This window comes from Pantoea sp. 22096 (assembly GCF_052045955.1).
Lineage (GTDB): Bacteria > Pseudomonadota > Gammaproteobacteria > Enterobacterales > Enterobacteriaceae > Pantoea > Pantoea alfalfae.
The window spans coordinates 1442615-1458949 of the sequence record NZ_JBQEPW010000001.1 but is presented as its reverse complement, the minus strand read 5'-3'; the positions used below and the strand labels follow the sequence as shown (position 1 = coordinate 1458949).

Annotated in this window: 13 protein-coding genes; 10 read left to right on the top strand and 3 right to left on the bottom strand. The window is 58.9% G+C overall.

Annotation, left to right across the window (positions count from 1 at the left end):
- The first annotated feature begins 102 nt into the window (after nt 1-102).
- The 3 genes from ghrA to ACTJKZ_RS06740 are packed head-to-tail and all read left to right on the top strand — an operon-like array spanning nt 103 to nt 2416.
- The gene (ghrA, locus tag ACTJKZ_RS06750; protein WP_285085866.1) at nt 103-1044 is read left to right on the top strand and encodes a glyoxylate/hydroxypyruvate reductase GhrA; all 942 of its coding nucleotides are present in this window, start codon (nt 103-105) and stop codon (nt 1042-1044) included.
- 39 nt (nt 1045-1083) lie between these two features.
- On the top strand, nt 1084-1821 hold the full coding sequence (locus ACTJKZ_RS06745) for a phosphatase (RefSeq protein ID WP_161736064.1): 738 nt from the start codon (nt 1084-1086) through the stop codon (nt 1819-1821).
- 28 nt (nt 1822-1849) lie between these two features.
- Entirely contained in the window at nt 1850-2416 is a 567-nt protein-coding gene (locus tag ACTJKZ_RS06740) for a TorD/DmsD family molecular chaperone (RefSeq protein ID WP_161736063.1), read from the top strand.
- A gap of 1 nt (nt 2417) precedes the next feature.
- Here ACTJKZ_RS06740 and ACTJKZ_RS06735 read toward each other — a convergent pair whose 3' ends face one another.
- Nucleotides 2418-3797 (bottom strand): CoA transferase, encoded by a 1380-nt coding sequence (locus ACTJKZ_RS06735; protein WP_253421636.1) that lies wholly within the window; start codon nt 3795-3797, stop codon nt 2418-2420.
- A 46-nt stretch (nt 3798-3843) separates the two neighbouring features.
- Complete coding sequence (locus tag ACTJKZ_RS06730) at nt 3844-4728, bottom strand: DMT family transporter (protein ID WP_222924163.1); 885 nt, start codon at nt 4726-4728, stop codon at nt 3844-3846.
- A 172-nt stretch (nt 4729-4900) separates the two neighbouring features.
- On the opposite strand from ACTJKZ_RS06730, the gene ACTJKZ_RS06725 reads away from it, so the two are divergent.
- The gene (locus ACTJKZ_RS06725) at nt 4901-5626 is read left to right on the top strand and encodes a glutamine amidotransferase (RefSeq protein ID WP_161736060.1); all 726 of its coding nucleotides are present in this window, start codon (nt 4901-4903) and stop codon (nt 5624-5626) included.
- On the opposite strand, the gene ACTJKZ_RS06720 is transcribed toward ACTJKZ_RS06725, so the two are convergent.
- A complete protein-coding gene (locus ACTJKZ_RS06720; protein WP_161736059.1) occupies nt 5614-6177 on the bottom strand; it encodes a class I SAM-dependent methyltransferase in 564 nt (187 codons plus the stop codon). The genes ACTJKZ_RS06725 and ACTJKZ_RS06720 overlap by 13 nt on opposite strands.
- Nucleotides 6178-6410: 233 nt before the next feature.
- Here ACTJKZ_RS06720 and exaC point away from each other — a divergent pair, with 233 nt between their 5' ends.
- The 6 genes from exaC to tssM all read left to right on the top strand — a co-directional run bounded on the left by exaC (nt 6411) and on the right by tssM (nt 16333).
- Entirely contained in the window at nt 6411-7931 is a 1521-nt protein-coding gene (gene exaC, locus ACTJKZ_RS06715) for an acetaldehyde dehydrogenase ExaC (protein ID WP_222924162.1), read from the top strand.
- A gap of 1046 nt (nt 7932-8977) precedes the next feature.
- Entirely contained in the window at nt 8978-9577 is a 600-nt protein-coding gene (locus ACTJKZ_RS06710) for an SH3 domain-containing protein (RefSeq protein ID WP_161736237.1), read from the top strand.
- 23 nt (nt 9578-9600) lie between these two features.
- Complete coding sequence (tssJ, locus tag ACTJKZ_RS06705; RefSeq protein WP_161736238.1) at nt 9601-10098, top strand: type VI secretion system lipoprotein TssJ; 498 nt, start codon at nt 9601-9603, stop codon at nt 10096-10098.
- A 5-nt stretch (nt 10099-10103) separates the two neighbouring features.
- On the top strand, nt 10104-11444 hold the full coding sequence (gene tssK, locus ACTJKZ_RS06700) for a type VI secretion system baseplate subunit TssK (protein ID WP_285088439.1): 1341 nt from the start codon (nt 10104-10106) through the stop codon (nt 11442-11444).
- Nucleotides 11445-11461: 17 nt separating this feature from the next.
- Nucleotides 11462-12700, top strand: a complete 1239-nt coding sequence (locus tag ACTJKZ_RS06695; protein ID WP_161736239.1) for a DotU family type VI secretion system protein — start codon at nt 11462-11464, stop codon at nt 12698-12700.
- Nucleotides 12701-12703: 3 nt separating this feature from the next.
- A complete protein-coding gene (gene tssM / locus ACTJKZ_RS06690; RefSeq protein WP_161736240.1) occupies nt 12704-16333 on the top strand; it encodes a type VI secretion system membrane subunit TssM in 3630 nt (1209 codons plus the stop codon).
- The last annotated feature ends 2 nt before the right edge of the window (nt 16334-16335 follow it).

The following is a 16335-nucleotide window of genomic DNA, read 5'->3' as shown; positions in this document are numbered from 1 at the left end:
GCCACGGGAATTATTTTTATGGGAAAAACCGCTTTTTCACGCGGGTTTTTTCTTGCTCTCACCTCGCTTTTCCCTGACGCTGAAAGAAAAAAGGAGAGCAGGATGGAGATCATCTGGTATCACCCGTCGCAGTCTGCAGCGGCCTGGATTAACGGTTTACAACAGCGTCTGCCCCAGGCGCGGGTGCGTGCCTGGCAGCCGGGCGACGACGGCCCGGCTGATTATGCGCTGGTCCGCTCACCGCCCGCAGCGATGCTGCAGGGACGCGCCACACTGCGCGGCGTCTTTGCGCTGGGTGCAGGCGTTGATGAGATTCTGAAACAGCTGCAGCAGCACCCTCAGATGCTGCCCGACAGCGTGCCGCTCTACCGGCTGGAAGATACCGGGATGGCGCGCCAGATGCAGGAATATGCCGTCCATAGCGTACTGAACTGGTTCCGTCGTTTTGACGACTACCGTCTTCAGCAGCAGCAACAGTGCTGGCAGCCACTGCCTGCTTACCCGCGTGAAAGTTTCACCGTCGGGATTCTGGGGGCGGGCGTGCTGGGGCAGCGCGTGGCGGAGAGCCTGAAACCCTGGGGATTCCCGCTGCGCGTCTGGAGCCGCTCACCGAAAACCATCGACGGCGTGACCAGCTTTGCCGGACGCGATGCCTTGTCAGCCTTTCTGCAGGAGACGCGGGTGGTGATCAACCTGCTGCCGAGCACGCACGAGACCATTAATCTTGTTGACCACGCCTTTTTACAGCAGCTACCGCACGGCGCGTTCTTCCTCAACATCGCACGTGGCGCGCAGGTGGTGGAAGACGATCTGCTGGCCGCGCTCAATAGCGGGCAGCTGAAAGCGGCGGCGCTGGATGTGTTTCAGGTTGAACCGCTGCCCGAAGCGCATCCGTTATGGTCACATCCGCGTGTGACGATTACGCCCCATAATGCGGCGGTAACCTTGATCGACGAAGCTATCGACTACATCGCCCGCGCCATTACCCAGGATCAGGCAGGCGAGCCGCCGCAGGGCAGGGTTGATCGTCAGCGCGGCTATTAATGAACCGGCCCCGTCAGGGGCACTCAGCAGGAGAAGAGGATGTATCCGGTAGATCTGCATATGCACACCATCGCCAGCACGCATGCTTACAGCACGCTGCACGACTACGTGACCCAGGCGAAGCAAACTGGCCTGAAACTGTTTGCCATTACCGATCACGGCCCCGATATGGCCGACGCACCGCACTACTGGCACTTTATTAATATGCGCGTCTGGCCGCGCGTGATCGATGGCGTAGGGATTCTGCGCGGTATCGAAGCCAATATTAAAAATCAGCAGGGCGAAATCGACTGTTCCGGCCCGATGCTCGATGCGCTGGATTTAATCGTCGCCGGTTTTCACGAGCCGGTTTATGCGCCGCGCGACCGGAAACATCACACAGACGCGATGATCGCCGCGATGGCGGGCGGACTGGTCCATATTATCAGCCATCCGGGCAACCCGAAATTCCCGGTCGATATTCCGGCGATTGCCGAGGCCGCAGCGCACTACGACGTGGCGCTGGAGCTGAACAACTCCTCCTTTACCCATTCGCGTCCGGGCAGCGAACCTAACTGCCGCGCTATCGCCGCCGCCGTGCGCGATGCCGGTGGACGCCTGGCATTCGGCTCCGATTCCCACACCGCGTTTACGCTCGGCCATTTCGATCACTGCCTGCGGATTGCCCGCGAAGTGGATTTTCCTGAGGATCGGGTGTTAAATGTCACGCCGCGTCGCCTGCTCGACTTTCTGGAAATGCGTAGCGGCAAACCTATTGCTGAACTGGCTGACTTTTAATTTATTTTGCCTCAAGGAAATCTGACTCATGAATGAGTTTTCCATTCTGTGCCGCGTGATCGGCTCACTGTTTAATCGTCAGCCGCAGGACCCGCTGCTGGTGCCGTTGTTTACACTGCTGCGTGAAGGCAAACTGCAGTCGCAGTGGCCGCTGGAGCAGGATGAGCTGCTGACCCGTCTGCAACAGAACAGCGATCCGCAGGCGCTGGCCGCCGATTACAACGCGCTGTTTGTGGGCAGCGACTGTAATGTGCCGCCTTACGCCTCACAGTGGCCGGAAGGCAAAACGGAACCGGAAGTACGTGCGTTCTTAACCTCACGCGGCATGCCGCTGAGCGATGCGCCTGCTGACCATTTTGGCGTGCTGCTGCTGGCCGCGTCCTGGCTGGAAGATCAGTCAGCGGAAGATGAGAGCGCAGCGCAGCTGGCGCTGTTTGAAGAGTACCTGCTGCCGTGGTGCGGTGCGTTTCTGGGCAAAGTGGAAGCACACGCGACTACCGCGTTCTATCGCACCCTCGCGATGCTGAGCCGTGAGGCGATTCAGGCGATGTACAACGAACTGCTTGAGAGCAGTGAAGAGACGCCCGACGCCTGATTCACCACGTCGCCGGGTGCGTGCCCGGCGTACAACCCGGTGTTGCGCAGAGCTCTGGAGTACCGGGCAGCCAGGCGGCTGCCCTGAGCCTTACCCCAAACCCCCACTGCGTTAACTCGTAACAGGGCAGGTTATCCTTAACCTGCGGCACAATGCCGGAACCCGCGTGCTCACCGGTGGGATGCTGCTGCAACAGCCACGCGGTGCGTGCCAGCGACAGCCGCACCTGGCTGCCCTCTCCTTGCGTCACGCGTCGCCGTAATCCTTCCAGCACGGCGGCTGCCAGCAGATAACCGGTGGCATGATCCAGGGCCTGCACCGGCAGCGGAACCGGTTTGTCGCTCTGCTGCCACTGCATGCCCCGTTCAGCAATGCCGCATCCCATCTGCACCAGACTGTCAAAACCCCGGCGGTTGCGCCACGGACCCTGCCAGCCCCATGCATTCAGACCGGCATCAACCAGACCGGGCGAGAGTGACTGAAGCGTCTGGGCATCAAATCCAAGGCGTTCCAGCGCATCCGCCCGGTAGCCATGCACCAGCACGTCCGCTTCACGCAGCAGGCGGATAAACCGATCGCGATCGGCGGGCTGCGTCAGGTCGAGCACCGCGCGACGCTTGCCGCAGCTTATCTCCTCATCCAGCGTCGGCTCCTGCCAGCCGGGCGGATCGATGCGCAGCACGCTGGCGCCCAGACTGGCCAGAAAACGGGTGGCGACCGGCCCGGCGATAATCCGCGTCAGATCCAGAACTTTAATACCCAGCAACGGACGCGCTTCGGCCAGCGGCCAATCCGGCGCAGGAGCAGGCTGTGTGGTCTGCCAGCTAAACAGCGATTCATGCTGTACGGCCTGGCCCTGCGGATGCCGTTGCCAGGCGGCAGCGCTGCGCATTTCTGCGGCACAGCCACCGGCATCAATAATCGCCTGCTCCAGTTCGCTGGCCTGCCACTGTTGCACCTGCTGCGCCAGCGCCGCGCGATCGGCGTGCGTACCCAGCACCTTTTCCATCGCCAGCCGGTGATGTGTGGCGTTGGTATGCAGGCGGATCCAGCCATCGCGGCTGCGATAGTCACCGGCAAACGCGTCCCACATCGCAGGTGCCGCACGGTTAAGCGGGATAAAACTCTGCTGGAACCAGCGTGACGCCAGGCGCACATTGACGGCGACAGGCGGAGAGCGATATTCAGGGCAGGAGGCGGCGATCAGTGCGGCGGTGGCCTGCGTTGCCAGACCGATGCTGGTGGCCGCCAGTTCACTGACGGCAAAAGCAGAAGCGAAGGTGGCGCGATCAATGAAGGCAGGAAGAGGCAAGGCGTCGTCGCGACCCCGCAATCCCTGCTGCATCTGCTGCCAGAGAGAGGCGGCAAGCTGTGAGTCCATGTTGTGCTTCCTGAAAGGGGTGATTTCTCAAGCATAGCACGCAGGATCAACGTCGCCGCAGGCGCGGGAAGCGGGCATGCATCCGCAGGTTTCGCAGGTTGAGCACCGCGATAGCCGTGCCGAGGATCACCAGTGAGGCCCCGATAATCTTGAAGCTGTTGAGGCTGTCACCCAGCACGACAATCCCCATCACCACCGATAAAACCGGCGTCAGCAGCGAATAGGGCATGATCAGATTGACGTTATATTTCTTCAGCAGCATATACCACAGCGTATAGGCCACAATCGACGAGGCGATGGCGCTGTAGAGAATGGCGAACCAGCCGCGCCAGCCCGCATGCTGCAGTGCATAAAGCTGATGGGATTCCATCACCAGACTGGAGCCGCCGACGATGGGAATCGCCAGAAACGCAATCCAGCCGGTCATGGTCAGCGGTTTAATCGGCGGTGACTTTTTCACTATCAGGTTACTGACGGCCCAGCCGGTGGCGCTGCACAACAGCAGACAGAGCACCCACCACGAGGGAATCGTCGGACTGCCTGATAGCACCACCACGCCGCTCAGCGAAATCATAATGCCCAGCAGCTGCACCAGCTTCAGCTTCTCTTTCAGTACCACCATTGCCAGCAACATTGCAATCGGTGTGCCCAGCTGCACTACAATCGCGCCCGTGCCGGCATCGGTGTAGCGCAGGCCGACAAACAGCAGCGAGAAGTGCATAAAACCGAAGGTGAAAGCCAGCAGCAAAAGCCAGGGCAACTGCTGACGGTTAATGCGGCAGAACGGTACCAGCACGATGGCGACGACTACAAAGCGCATAAAGGTCAGAAACAGCGGCGGCAGTTCCAGCAGCCCCCATTTCACCGCCACGTTGTTGAAGGCCCAGATAGAAACCACCATCAGAATCAGAAAAAAATGCCGCACAGCCACGATAATATCCTTTTGATGATTTTTGCTTAGCCCGCTAATGATGGCACGAACTGCGGTACTCCAGCCAATCGCAGTGAGAAATTTTCTGCGATGGCGGTGCAGCCCGATGAGACTTTCGGATGCGATGCTGGCAGACTGATTCGAAATGACTTCTTAAAGGAACCGATTCGGTATGACCTATTCGTCCGCCTTACCCCTTGCGTTAATTCAGCTTGAAGTCCCACCCGCAAACGTCGTTTCAGAGATTGGTGAACAGCCGCGCTGGTTTATTGATGCACTGAATCTCCAACCCGATGAGTACCTGATTGTGCGGCCTCATCTGGGCGAAGCGTTACCCGATTTTGACACGATTTCCGGCGCAATCCTCAGCGGTTCCTGGGCAATGGTCACCGATCACGCCGACTGGAGTGAACGCAGCGCCGCCTGGATCAGAGCGGCGATTGATCATGGTCTGCCGCTGCTCGGTGTGTGCTACGGCCATCAGCTGATGGCGTATGCGCTGGGCGGTGAAGTGGCAGACAATCCCAACGGCTGGGAGCGCGGTCTGTTACCCATTCGCTGCTCAGATCAGACACAGCGCGATCCGCTGCTGCAGACGCTACCCGCCGACTTCAGCGTCTGGCTGTCGCATCGTCAGTCGGTCGTCAGCGCGCCGTCCGGGGCGCAGGTACTGGCCGCTTCTGCGCGCGATGGCTGTCAGATTGTGCGTTATTCACCGCAGGCGCTCTCGGTACAGTTTCATCCCGAATTTTCACGGCACATCATGAGTGTCTGTACGCCGCCGGGCTGCACAGAGGATGGGGCCAACGAGATTGAAGGGAAAGACTGGGCGCGTGAGTTGCTGGTGACCTTCTGGCAACAGACGCGCCCGGCAGTAGGGCGTGCTCAGGGCGCGTAGTGACGCGTGCAGCGGTAAACCCAGGCGGGTGGTACATTTTTCAGCACCCGCTGGCGCTCCCAGGTGAAGTACCGCGACAGGTCAGGCTGGGTCAGCGAGGTGTACTGAAACTGTATAAAAACGCCGTCCGGGCCGAGGGCGTTATAGACCGCCCGCAGAATGGCTTCACGCAGTTCGGGCGGTAAGGATAACAACGGCAGGCCGGAGAAGATCACGTCATAGTTGCCGTTCAGATACTCCGCAGAACAGGTGCGCACGGTCATGCGCGGATCCTCCAGCGCGGTTAGCTTGCCTGCCAGCGAAGTGCTGATTTCAAAGGCATCCAGGGTGGCGTCGGGCGCCATCTGTGCCAGTATCTGCCGGGTCAGTACGCCATCGCCCGCACCAAGTTCCGCGATGCGCGACGCTTCAGGCCATTTCACCGATGTAATCATCGTCCGGCACAACGCCTCTGACGAGGGGGTAATGCTGCCCATCTTGCGCGGATTGCGGATAAACTGATGCACGAAATTGGCTTTAGCGCGCATCTGGGTAAAAGCTGAAGCCAGCATGCTTATCTCCAGAATGAATTCATCCTCAGGTTGACCCCCTTTGTGCCGCACAAGTTTCTCTCTGACTACGTTTTCGGGAAAAAGTCGGAATTTTCTCTAAGCGCAGCGTAAACGCCTATTCCTTCGGGGCGGTCACAGTTTCCGGTTAACAGACCTGACAGGCTCACAATGTTCCTTCATGTTAATAATAAGTTTAATCATTGTTACGTCAGTCACCTGTCAGGAGAATGATCATGCGTTACGCTGCCCCCGGAGAACAAGGTTCTCTGATTACGCTACAGAAGAATTATGGCAACTTCATTAATGGTGAATTCGTCGCGCCAGTGAAGGGTAACTACTTTACTAATACCTCGCCGGTAAACGGCTCTGCGGCCGGTGAGTTCCCGCGCTCAGATGCTACTGATGTGGATAACGCGGTGGCCGCTGCTGCTGCTGCAGCGGATGCCTGGGGCAAGACCTCGCCACAACAACGCTCACTGCTGCTACTGAAAATTGCCGATCGGCTGGAACAGCATCTGGAGACCATGGCGGTCTATGAAACCTGGGATAACGGTAAACCGGTGCGCGAAACGCTGGCGGCCGATATGCCGCTGGCGGTCGACCACTTTCGCTACTTTGCCGGTTGTGTCCGGGCGCAGGAGGGCAGCGCGGCAGAGATTGATGAGTTCACCGCCGCCTACCATTTCCATGAGCCGCTGGGCGTGGTGGCGCAGATTATCCCCTGGAACTTCCCGCTGTTGATGGCAGCCTGGAAACTGGCTCCGGCGCTGGGAGCAGGGAACTGCGTGGTGCTTAAACCGGCTGAACAGACGCCGCTGTCGATCACCATCTTTGTCGATCTGATTAAAGATCTGCTGCCGCCGGGTGTGCTGAACGTGGTGCACGGCTTTGGTAAAGAGGCGGGGGAAGCGCTGGCGTCCCATCCCGGTATCGCCAAGGTCGCCTTTACCGGCTCCACCGCTACTGGCGGGCACATTCTGGAGCTGGCAGCCAAAAGCCTGATCCCCTCGACGGTCGAGCTGGGCGGCAAGTCACCGAACATCTTCTTTGAAGACATCATGCAGGCGGAGGAGAGCTTTATTGAGAAAGCGGCCGAAGGCGTGGTACTGGGCTTCCTGAATCAGGGTGAAGTCTGCACCTGTCCATCGCGTGCGCTGGTGCAGGAGTCGATCTACGAGCCGTTTATGGCAGCCGTAATGAAGCGGGTAAAAACCATCAAACGCGGCGACCCGCTGGACACCGAGACCATGGTAGGCGCGCAGGCGTCGCAGCAACAGTTCGATAAAATTCTCTCTTATCTCGAAGTGGCGCGGCAGGAGGGGGCCGAAGTGCTGGTGGGCGGCGGCGTAGAGAAGCTGGATGACTCACTCAACAGCGGCTACTACATCCAGCCAACCCTGCTGAAAGGCAACAACAGCATGCGGGTTTTCCAGGAGGAGATCTTTGGCCCGGTGATCGGCATCACCACCTTTAAAGATGAAGCGGAAGCGATCAGTATCGCCAACGACTCGATTTATGGCCTGGGTGCCGGCGTCTGGACCCGTGATATCAACCGTGCCTATCGGGTGGGCAGGGCGATCAAAGCGGGGCGCGTCTGGACGAACTGTTATCACCTCTATCCGGCGCACGCTGCCTTTGGCGGCTACAAGAAGTCGGGCATTGGCCGTGAAACCCACAAAATGATGCTCGATCACTATCAGCAGACGAAAAACCTGCTGGTCAGCTACAGCATCGAACCGCTGGGCTTCTTCTGATAGCCTCAATCGTGCCGGAGTAATGCGGCACGCTCTCTCGCTAAACCACGCTACGGCGTGGTTTTTTTATGCTCTGTCGGGGCTGTGAGCTGCTCACTAAGCGAGCCGGTAAAGCATAATTAATCAGTCTGCTCTTAAAGCGGGCATGACCTGGTTAACGCTTCGCTTATTGCGTTTAAATCGCCATCCATTCTCTGTCTGCGCCATGCCAGGCGCATAGCTGCTTAATCATCTGATAATCAGGCATTTGCCGCGCAGCCGACTGACGCAAAACGCTGAGTCTGGCTGCCTGAACAACATGAACGTCTTTTGATTTGGCTTAAATCAGAACCATTTAAAACATGAGTGATTTTAATGCCAGTCTCAGAAAAAACTTATTTATGTGCAATAAAACTTCATACTTTCGTATGTTGTTAAGATTAGTCCTAACCGCGTGCTTAAAACTAACCCTTATTTGTATTAACTTAATTAGTTAAACTTTGCTTAACTAAATTCTTCTGAAAGTGGGCCGTTGAAATTTTGTCAATCTTCTGTAAACTCGCAGCTAATATTTACACATGGATTGTAATTTCAGACTCACGGGCAGGATCTACCTGACTCGTGCGGTAGCTATGAAATTTCGTTAAAGTTATAAAGTATTGAAATTAAAAGAATATAATGAGAATTTATCGGGCATAACGCGTCATTTTTTACTGCCGGGTAATTAACTCACTGCTACTGGCTTAATTCAATTCGACGGTTTTTCGACCAGGGATGGCATAAGGAAAGCTTGGGTTTACCCCACCTTCTTAAATTTGCCGGGAAAAAATTGATCATGTTTCTGATCGTTGTTTACCAGGTCAGATTCCTCCCTTTTCCCGTTTACGTCCCCGATGTTGCTTTTTTATACTTAACTTTTGCTGATCGGTTAACCTTTCGCAGCAAGACGCTTAAGCGCTTTTTGTTTAAGGATTGTTTTTTAATCTGGCACTAAGCGGCTTCCTGTGAAGATGACATCTCGATTTTCATTACTGACACCCGGCCTCTGGCCACTCTCCAAGGTATGAATGGAACACAACATGAAAAAAATGGTGAAGCTCCGCGTTGCGTTAGGCCTGATGTTTGTTTTTTCAGTCGCCGGTTGTAAAACCCCGCCAAAAATGACCGATGACACCCTGGTTACCAGCACGGTGGACGGTGTGGCGATCAGTCACCGTTATGCCGTAAAACCGCCAGCGCAATTCAGTCCGGTCAATGAAACCTATCGCGCCCTCTATCCCGGCTCGGTGATGAGCCAGCCAGGTTACGGCGGCAAGGTGGTAGAGACGCTGAAAACCGGCGAAAGCTACACCGTGATTGGTCAGGTCGAGAACAACTGGCTGGCGCTGGGTGAACCCGCACAGGCCGCAGCAGAAGCTAAGCCGGACAGCGCCACCACTGCCGTGAAAGATGCCGCTCAGCCTGCCGCGCCGCAGGCAACCGTCCAGCTGACAGGCTATGTGCCATTCCGCGCCGTAGTGAAAAGCGCACTCTACGATCAGACCGTTAAAGCCGATCAGCCGAAACGCCGCGTGCGCAGCAGCAGCAAGAAAAAAACCTGCGTCGCGGTTAACGGTGACAGCACCGCCTGTCAGAACAGCACTAACGGAACCTGGATCATTAACTAATCGCACTGAGCAGGGAGGGCTTGATGATGAGAACAACACAACTGCGCGGTGGGTTGATCGTGCTGCTGATGTGGCTGCTGACGGCCTGCAGCGGCAGCAGTACGCCGCCGGTGGCTTACTACAACCTGGACGTTCAGGGGCAGAATCAGCTTAACGGCGGTGCGCCGCTGAAGGTCCGTGTGGTGTTACTGAGCTCCGATGCGGAGTTCATGTCAGCAGACTTTTACTCCCTGCAAAACCAGTCTGCAACGGTGCTGGGCAGTGCGCAGCTTAACACCCAGCAATTCTTCCTGACGCCAGAGCAGCGCAGCAAAACGCTGCGGATTAAGAGCCTGCCTGAGGCGCGCTTTATCGGCATCATGGCGGAATATCAGGCGCTGGATGGCAAGGTGTGGCGACTGTCGCTGCCGGTTCCCGAAGGGGAGTCGCCCTCATTCTGGGCATTCTGGAAACGAGACGATAGCGAGCTGAATGCGCGCATCGTGGCGGGAATGAATGGCCTTCGCGTGGAAAAACAGTGATGCCGATGAACAGAGCCGAAAAGGTCGTCTGGACCGAGGGGATGTTTCTGCGTCCTCACCATTTCCAGCAGTCAGAAAATTATCTTCTCAGCACCCTGCGTGAATGGGGTCAGTCACAGCGTGTCTACACCTGGGGCTTTTACGATCTTGAGTTTGATGAAGCGCTGTTGCGTCAGGGCAAACTGGCGCTGAGCGCGGCCAGCGGTTGTCTGCCAGACGGCACGTTTTTCGCCTTCAGCCAGCCACAGCATGGCCCGGCACCGCTTGATCTGCCGGCCACTGTTGATCGCAGCAAAGTGGTGCTGGCAATACCGACCCGGCGCAACGGTCGCGAAGCCGTCGCCTTCCAGGAGTCGCAGGATTCTCTGGCGCGCTATCTGGCCTGGGAAGCGGACGTGGAAGATGACAACGCACAGGCCGTGGGCAGCGCGACGGTACAGTTCGGCAAGCTGCGCCTGCGGCTGATGCTGGAGCAGGATCTGACCGCCGAGTGGACCGCAATGGGCGTTGCGCAGGTGATTGAAAAACGCAGCGACAACCACATCCGGCTCGACAGCGATTACATCCCGCCGATGCTGACCCTGAATAGCAGCCGTCCGCTGCAAAACATGTTTAATGACCTGCACGGGCTGATCCAGCAGCGCAGCCAGCAGCTGAGTCAGCGTGCACCCGGAACCGGCCGCTTCAACAGCGCCGATATGGTCGATTTTATGCTGCTGGCGCTGCTCAATCGTCAGCTTGGCCTGCACAGCCATCTGCAACATCTGCCGCTGCTGCATCCTGAAACCCTCTACAGCCACTGGCTGCAACTGGCCGCCGAGCTCAGCACCTGGACGCCCGCGCGCGCGCCGGAAGGACTGCCGCTTTACGATCATGACGACCTGCACAACTGCTTCAGCCGTCTGTCGCTGCTGCTGCGTCAGGGGCTATCGCAGGTGATGGAGGAGAGCGCCATTCAGCTGCCGCTGACGCAGCGTTCGCACGGCCTGAACGTCGCCACCGTGCCGGAGAGCAGCATGGTGCATGAGTTCGGCTTTGTGCTGGCGGTGAAAGCCAGCGTGCCGGCCGACACCCTGAAAACCCATTTCCCGGCACAGATGAAAGTCGCACCGGTCAGCAAAATCCGCGATCTGGTGCAGCTTCAGCTGCCGGGTCTCGCACTTCGGGCGATGCCCGGCGCGCCGCCGCAGATCCCGTGGCATGCCGGATACAGCTATTTCGAACTGGATAAGAACAGCGAGCTATGGAAAGAGATGGAGCGCTCGGGCGCTTTTGCGCTGCATCTTGCCGGTGAGTTTCCGGGCCTGAACATGGAGTTCTGGGCCATCCGCAGTCAGTCAGAATAATAAACTGAGCACGCAGCATGATGCAGGAACAACAACATTCACACAGCGATCTTGCGCCGGATGCCAGCCACCAGAATGTGCTGGTTGCGGCGGCCAACCCCCTGATTAACGCGATTCCACAGATCCGCCATTCGGTGTCGCATGAAGACCCGGCGCAACTGCGTCAGCAGCTGATCGACCAGATCCGCCGCTTCGAGCTGAGCTGCCAGCAGTCTGGCCTCGGCTACGAAGTGATCATCGGCGCGCGCTACTGTCTCTGTACCGCGCTGGATGAGGCGGCGGCGCTGACGCCTTGGGGCAGTCGCGGCGTCTGGACCAGCAATGGTCTGCTGGTCACCTTTCACAACGAAACCTGGGGCGGCGAGAAGTTTTTCCAGCTGCTGGCGAAGCTGTCGCAGAACCCCAGACGTCACATTCTGATGCTGGAGCTGATCTACTTCTGCCTGCTGCTGGGGTTCGAAGGACGCTATCGGGTGCTGGACAATGGCCGCTCGCAGCTGGAGACCATCAAACAGCGCCTGCTGCAGATGATTAAAAGCGTGCGCGGCAGTTACGCCGCGGCGCTGTCACCGCATCCCACCGATCAGCCGGTGCTGCGCAAGCTGTGGCGACCAATGATCCCGCTGTGGGCGTGCGCCGCCGTGGCCGGGCTGGCGGCCTGTCTGTTCTATATCGTGCTCAACTGGCGTCTGGGCGATTACACCTCGCCGGTACTGGCCCGCATCTATCAGACGGCGCTGCCGGAAGTGAAGATCGGCAACCCGGCACCGCCTCCGCCTGCCACGCTCAACCTGCGGGCCTTCCTGAAGCCGGAAATTGATGCCGGGCTGGTGGCGGTGCGTGATGAAGCGGACCGCAGCGTGGTGACGCTGAAAGGGGATGGGCTGTTTGCTTCGGCGGCGACCGAGGTGCGCGGCGGCTACATTGACGTGATCCAGCGCATCGCGGCGGCCATGAACAACGTCAGCGGCCAGATTCAGGTGATTGGTTACAGCGATAACGTGCCGATCCGCAGCGCGCGCTTCGCCTCCAACTTTGAACTGTCGCTGGCGCGCGCCCGTTCGGTTCAGACTCTGCTGCAACAGCAGCTGGCGCAGCCGTCACGGGTGAAAGCGGAAGGGCGCGGTGAAAGCAATCCGCTGGTGCCGAACACCAGCGCAGAGAATCGCGCGCGTAACCGTCGTGTTGAAATCACGTTACTGGTTGCGCCGGATGCGACGCATGCCGAACTCAACGGCCTGGCGAGAGGGAACTGATCCATGCTGAATATTCTGTTTGCGGTGCTGACCAGCCGCCTTGCGTGGGGCTTTGTCGGCATCACCGCGCTCTCATTTATTATCTGGGTGATTGGCCCGGTCTTCTCTATCGTTGATTCGCGGCCGCTTGAGCCAGAGCAGAACCGCATGATCAGTATCGCGCTGCTCTATCTGGTCTGGGGCCTGGGGCAGGCGATCCCGCGGCTCTACAACTACTGGCTTAACCGCAAGCTGATGTCGAGTCTTGAAACCGGCAAAAGCGATGCACCGGAAGCCGATCGTCAGCGTCTGACCAGTGAAGAGCAGGTGCTGGCAGGGCGTTTTTCCGAAGCGACTGAGATGCTGAGAAAAGCGCACTTCCAGCGCCACAGCAGCAAAGGCACGCCGTTCTGGGCGCAGCGCTTTGGCCGTCAGTATCTCTATCAGCTGCCGTGGTACATGATTATCGGCGCACCTGGTGCCGGTAAAACGACGGCGCTGGTCAACTCGGGCCTGCAGTTTCCGCTGGCGGATAAGTTTGGCAAGTCAGCGCTGCGCGGCATTGGCGGTACCCGCAACTGCGACTGGTGGTTCACCAACGACGCGGTGCTGCTCGATACCGCCGGGCGCTACAGCACCCAGGAGAGTCAGCAGGAGCGGGATGCCAGCGAATGGCACCATTTCCTCGACCTGCTGCGTAAATATCGCGGACGTCAGCCGATCAACGGCGTCATCGTCACCCTGAGCGTTTCCGATCTGCTGAGTCAGTCACCTGAGGCGCTGCGCAACCAGGCGCTGGCGCTGCGTCAGCGCCTGATGGAGCTGCACGATCGTCTCGGCATCCGTTTCCCGGTCTATGTGCTGGTCACCAAAGCGGACCTGCTCAAAGGCTTCCGCAGCTACTTCGCCTCGCTGGACAAAGCGCAGCGTGAACAGATCTGGGGATTCACCTTCCCGTGGGCGAAAGCGTCCGCCGCCGATTTCGAGCTGAACAGCCAGTTCCAGCAGGAGTATTCCCTGCTGCAACAGCGGCTCGATGCCGGACTGGCCGATCGGCTGCTGACGGAGAGCGACGCGCAGGCGCGGGCAGAAAGTTATCTCTTCCCGCAGGAGTTCGCTGCGCTGCGTCCGTTGCTGGCCGACGCGCTCGACACGTTGTTCGCCCGCTCCGATTTTGAAACCCAGTTCGCGCCACGCGGCATCTACTTTGCCAGCGGCACCCAGGAAGGTCTGCCGTTTGATCGGGTAATGGGTGAACTGAACCGTGCCCTGAATCTGCCTGGCCAGCAGGCGGGCGAATCGGGCAGCTGGGATCAGGTCGATAAGGACGCCCCGATTCCGCAGAACAAAGGACAGAGCTTCTTCCTGAAAGGCGTGCTGGAGAATGTGATTTTCCAGGAGTCAGGTCTGGCAGGCAGCAACCGCTGGTGGGAGCTGCGCAACCGCGCCGGACTCTGGTCAGGCTATCTGGCGCTGCTATTGCTGTTACTGGTCGCGGGCGGTCTGTGGCTCACCAGCTACAGCAAGAACAAAGCCTATCTGCAGGAGATGGCCGCTAAAGCGCCGCAGGTGGAGCAACTCGGCGACCAGCTTCAGAAGCAGGTCAACGGCGATCTCTTTGCGCTGGTTCCTTATCTCAACACCCTGTTACACCTGCCGGAAAGCGCCGACTTCTCGCTGGAATCGCCGCCGCTGACGCGCCGTATGGGCCTTTATCGTGGTACCGAGGTCAGCGATGCGACGCGTGCGCTCTACGATAAAGCGCTGAAGCAGCTGCTGTTGCCGCAGGTGGCGCAGAACATCACCCGCTGGCTGCGCAATGACAATGGCAGTGACGCTGACTACAGCTATGAAGCGCTGAAGGCATATCAGATGCTCTACCAGCCGAAGCACTACGACGGCAAGTTTTTGCAGGCGTGGCTGATGCTTAACCTGTCGCGCGAGCTGCCGCAGAACGTGACGCAGCAGCAGGTAAAACAGCTGGCGTGGCATCTGCAACAGCTGCTGGAGACGCAGATTCACTCGTCGCCGTATGCGAAGGATGACGCGCTGGTAAAGCGCGAGCAGGCGCTGATTAATCAGATGCCGCTGTCACAGCGCGTCTACGGACGGCTGAAGCGCCTGCTGCAACGTGATGACAGCCTGCAGCCGGTGACGCTGGCAGCGCTGGGCGGTCCCCAGAGCGAGCTGGTTTTTTCCCGTAAAAGCGGTAAATCGGTGAATGATGGCGTAGCGGGGCTCTATACGCCGGACGGCTACTGGCAGCATGTGGACAAGCAGATTGGTCCGGTGACGCAGGCGCTTTATCAGGACGATCTCTGGGTGCTGGACGGCGCTGCGCCGCAGCAGAAAAGTGAGCAGACCGATCTTGCGGTGCGCCAGCTCTATGTGCAGGACTACATCCGGCAGTGGGAGCAGTTCCTGAGCGATATTCAGCTCAACAGCAGTGCCGATCTTGCGCAACGTATCAACACTGCGCGCTTGCTGTCGGGCAACCACTCGCCGCTGCGCCAGCTGGTAATCAACCTCAGTAACCTGCTGACGCTGAACCGGGCGCAGCCCGATGAGAAAACCGCGCAGGCGGCGAAGCCGTCGGATAACAGCGCCACCCGCACCCTTGAAGCGCTGTTTACCTCGCCCGAAGCGGCTGCGGCGCGTGGGCAGGCGGCAGCGCAGGCGTCACCGGAGCAGGCGGTTGCGGTGCATTTTTCGCCAGTGCTTGAGCTGGCCCAGCCGTTACAGCAGGGCAGTAAGGTGCTGGCGGTGGACGACTTCCTGCACCAGATTGACGATCTCTATCGCTACCTCACGGCGGTGCAGGATGCCGCCAACAGCGGAATGCCGCCACCGGCCAGCGATGCGATTAGCCGTTTGCAGGCCAGCGCCGGACGTCTGCCCGGTTCGCTGCAGAATATGGTCTCCAGCATGGCGGTCGGGGCCAGCAGCGATGCGCAGCGCCGCGACATGGATAACGTCCGTAAACGCATCACCATGGAAGTCGGCAGTTTCTGTCGTCAGGCGATCGCCGGACGTTATCCGCTGGTGCGTTCCGCGCGCAGTGAGGTGACACCCGACGATCTGGCGCGGATGTTTGCTCCCGGCAGCGGCATGATGGACAGCTTCTTCCGCGACAATCTGGCCAGCAAAGTCGACACCACCAACGCCTCATGGCGCTTTACGCCGGGTATTGACGGTAAAACCCTGCCGGGTGGCGAAGCACTTCTGCGTCCTTTCCAGCAGGCGCAGTCGATTCGTGATGCGTTCTTTGCCAACGGCGCCACCACGCCAGGTTTCCGCGTCACGCTGCGCACCGTAAAAATGGACAACGACATTCTTAACCTGACGCTGGATGTGGATGGACAGCAATTGCGTTACAGCCACGGGCCACAGGCGGTGCAGATGGTCAGCTGGCCCGGTCCGGGCGGCACCAGCCAGGTGCGGATGCAGCTGGGCCTGACCAACGGCACTACCTCAACGCTGGTCACCAGTGGGCCCTGGGCACTCAATCGCTTCTTCGATCGCGCCCGTGTTACGGCGGCCGGCGGCCTGACCCGCGAAGCCACATTCAGCGTGGAGGGGCATCAGGTCACGCTGTCGTTCACCCCTGGCAGCATTCGTAACCCGTTCCAGCTTCCCGGCTTTAGCTGCCCCTGAAA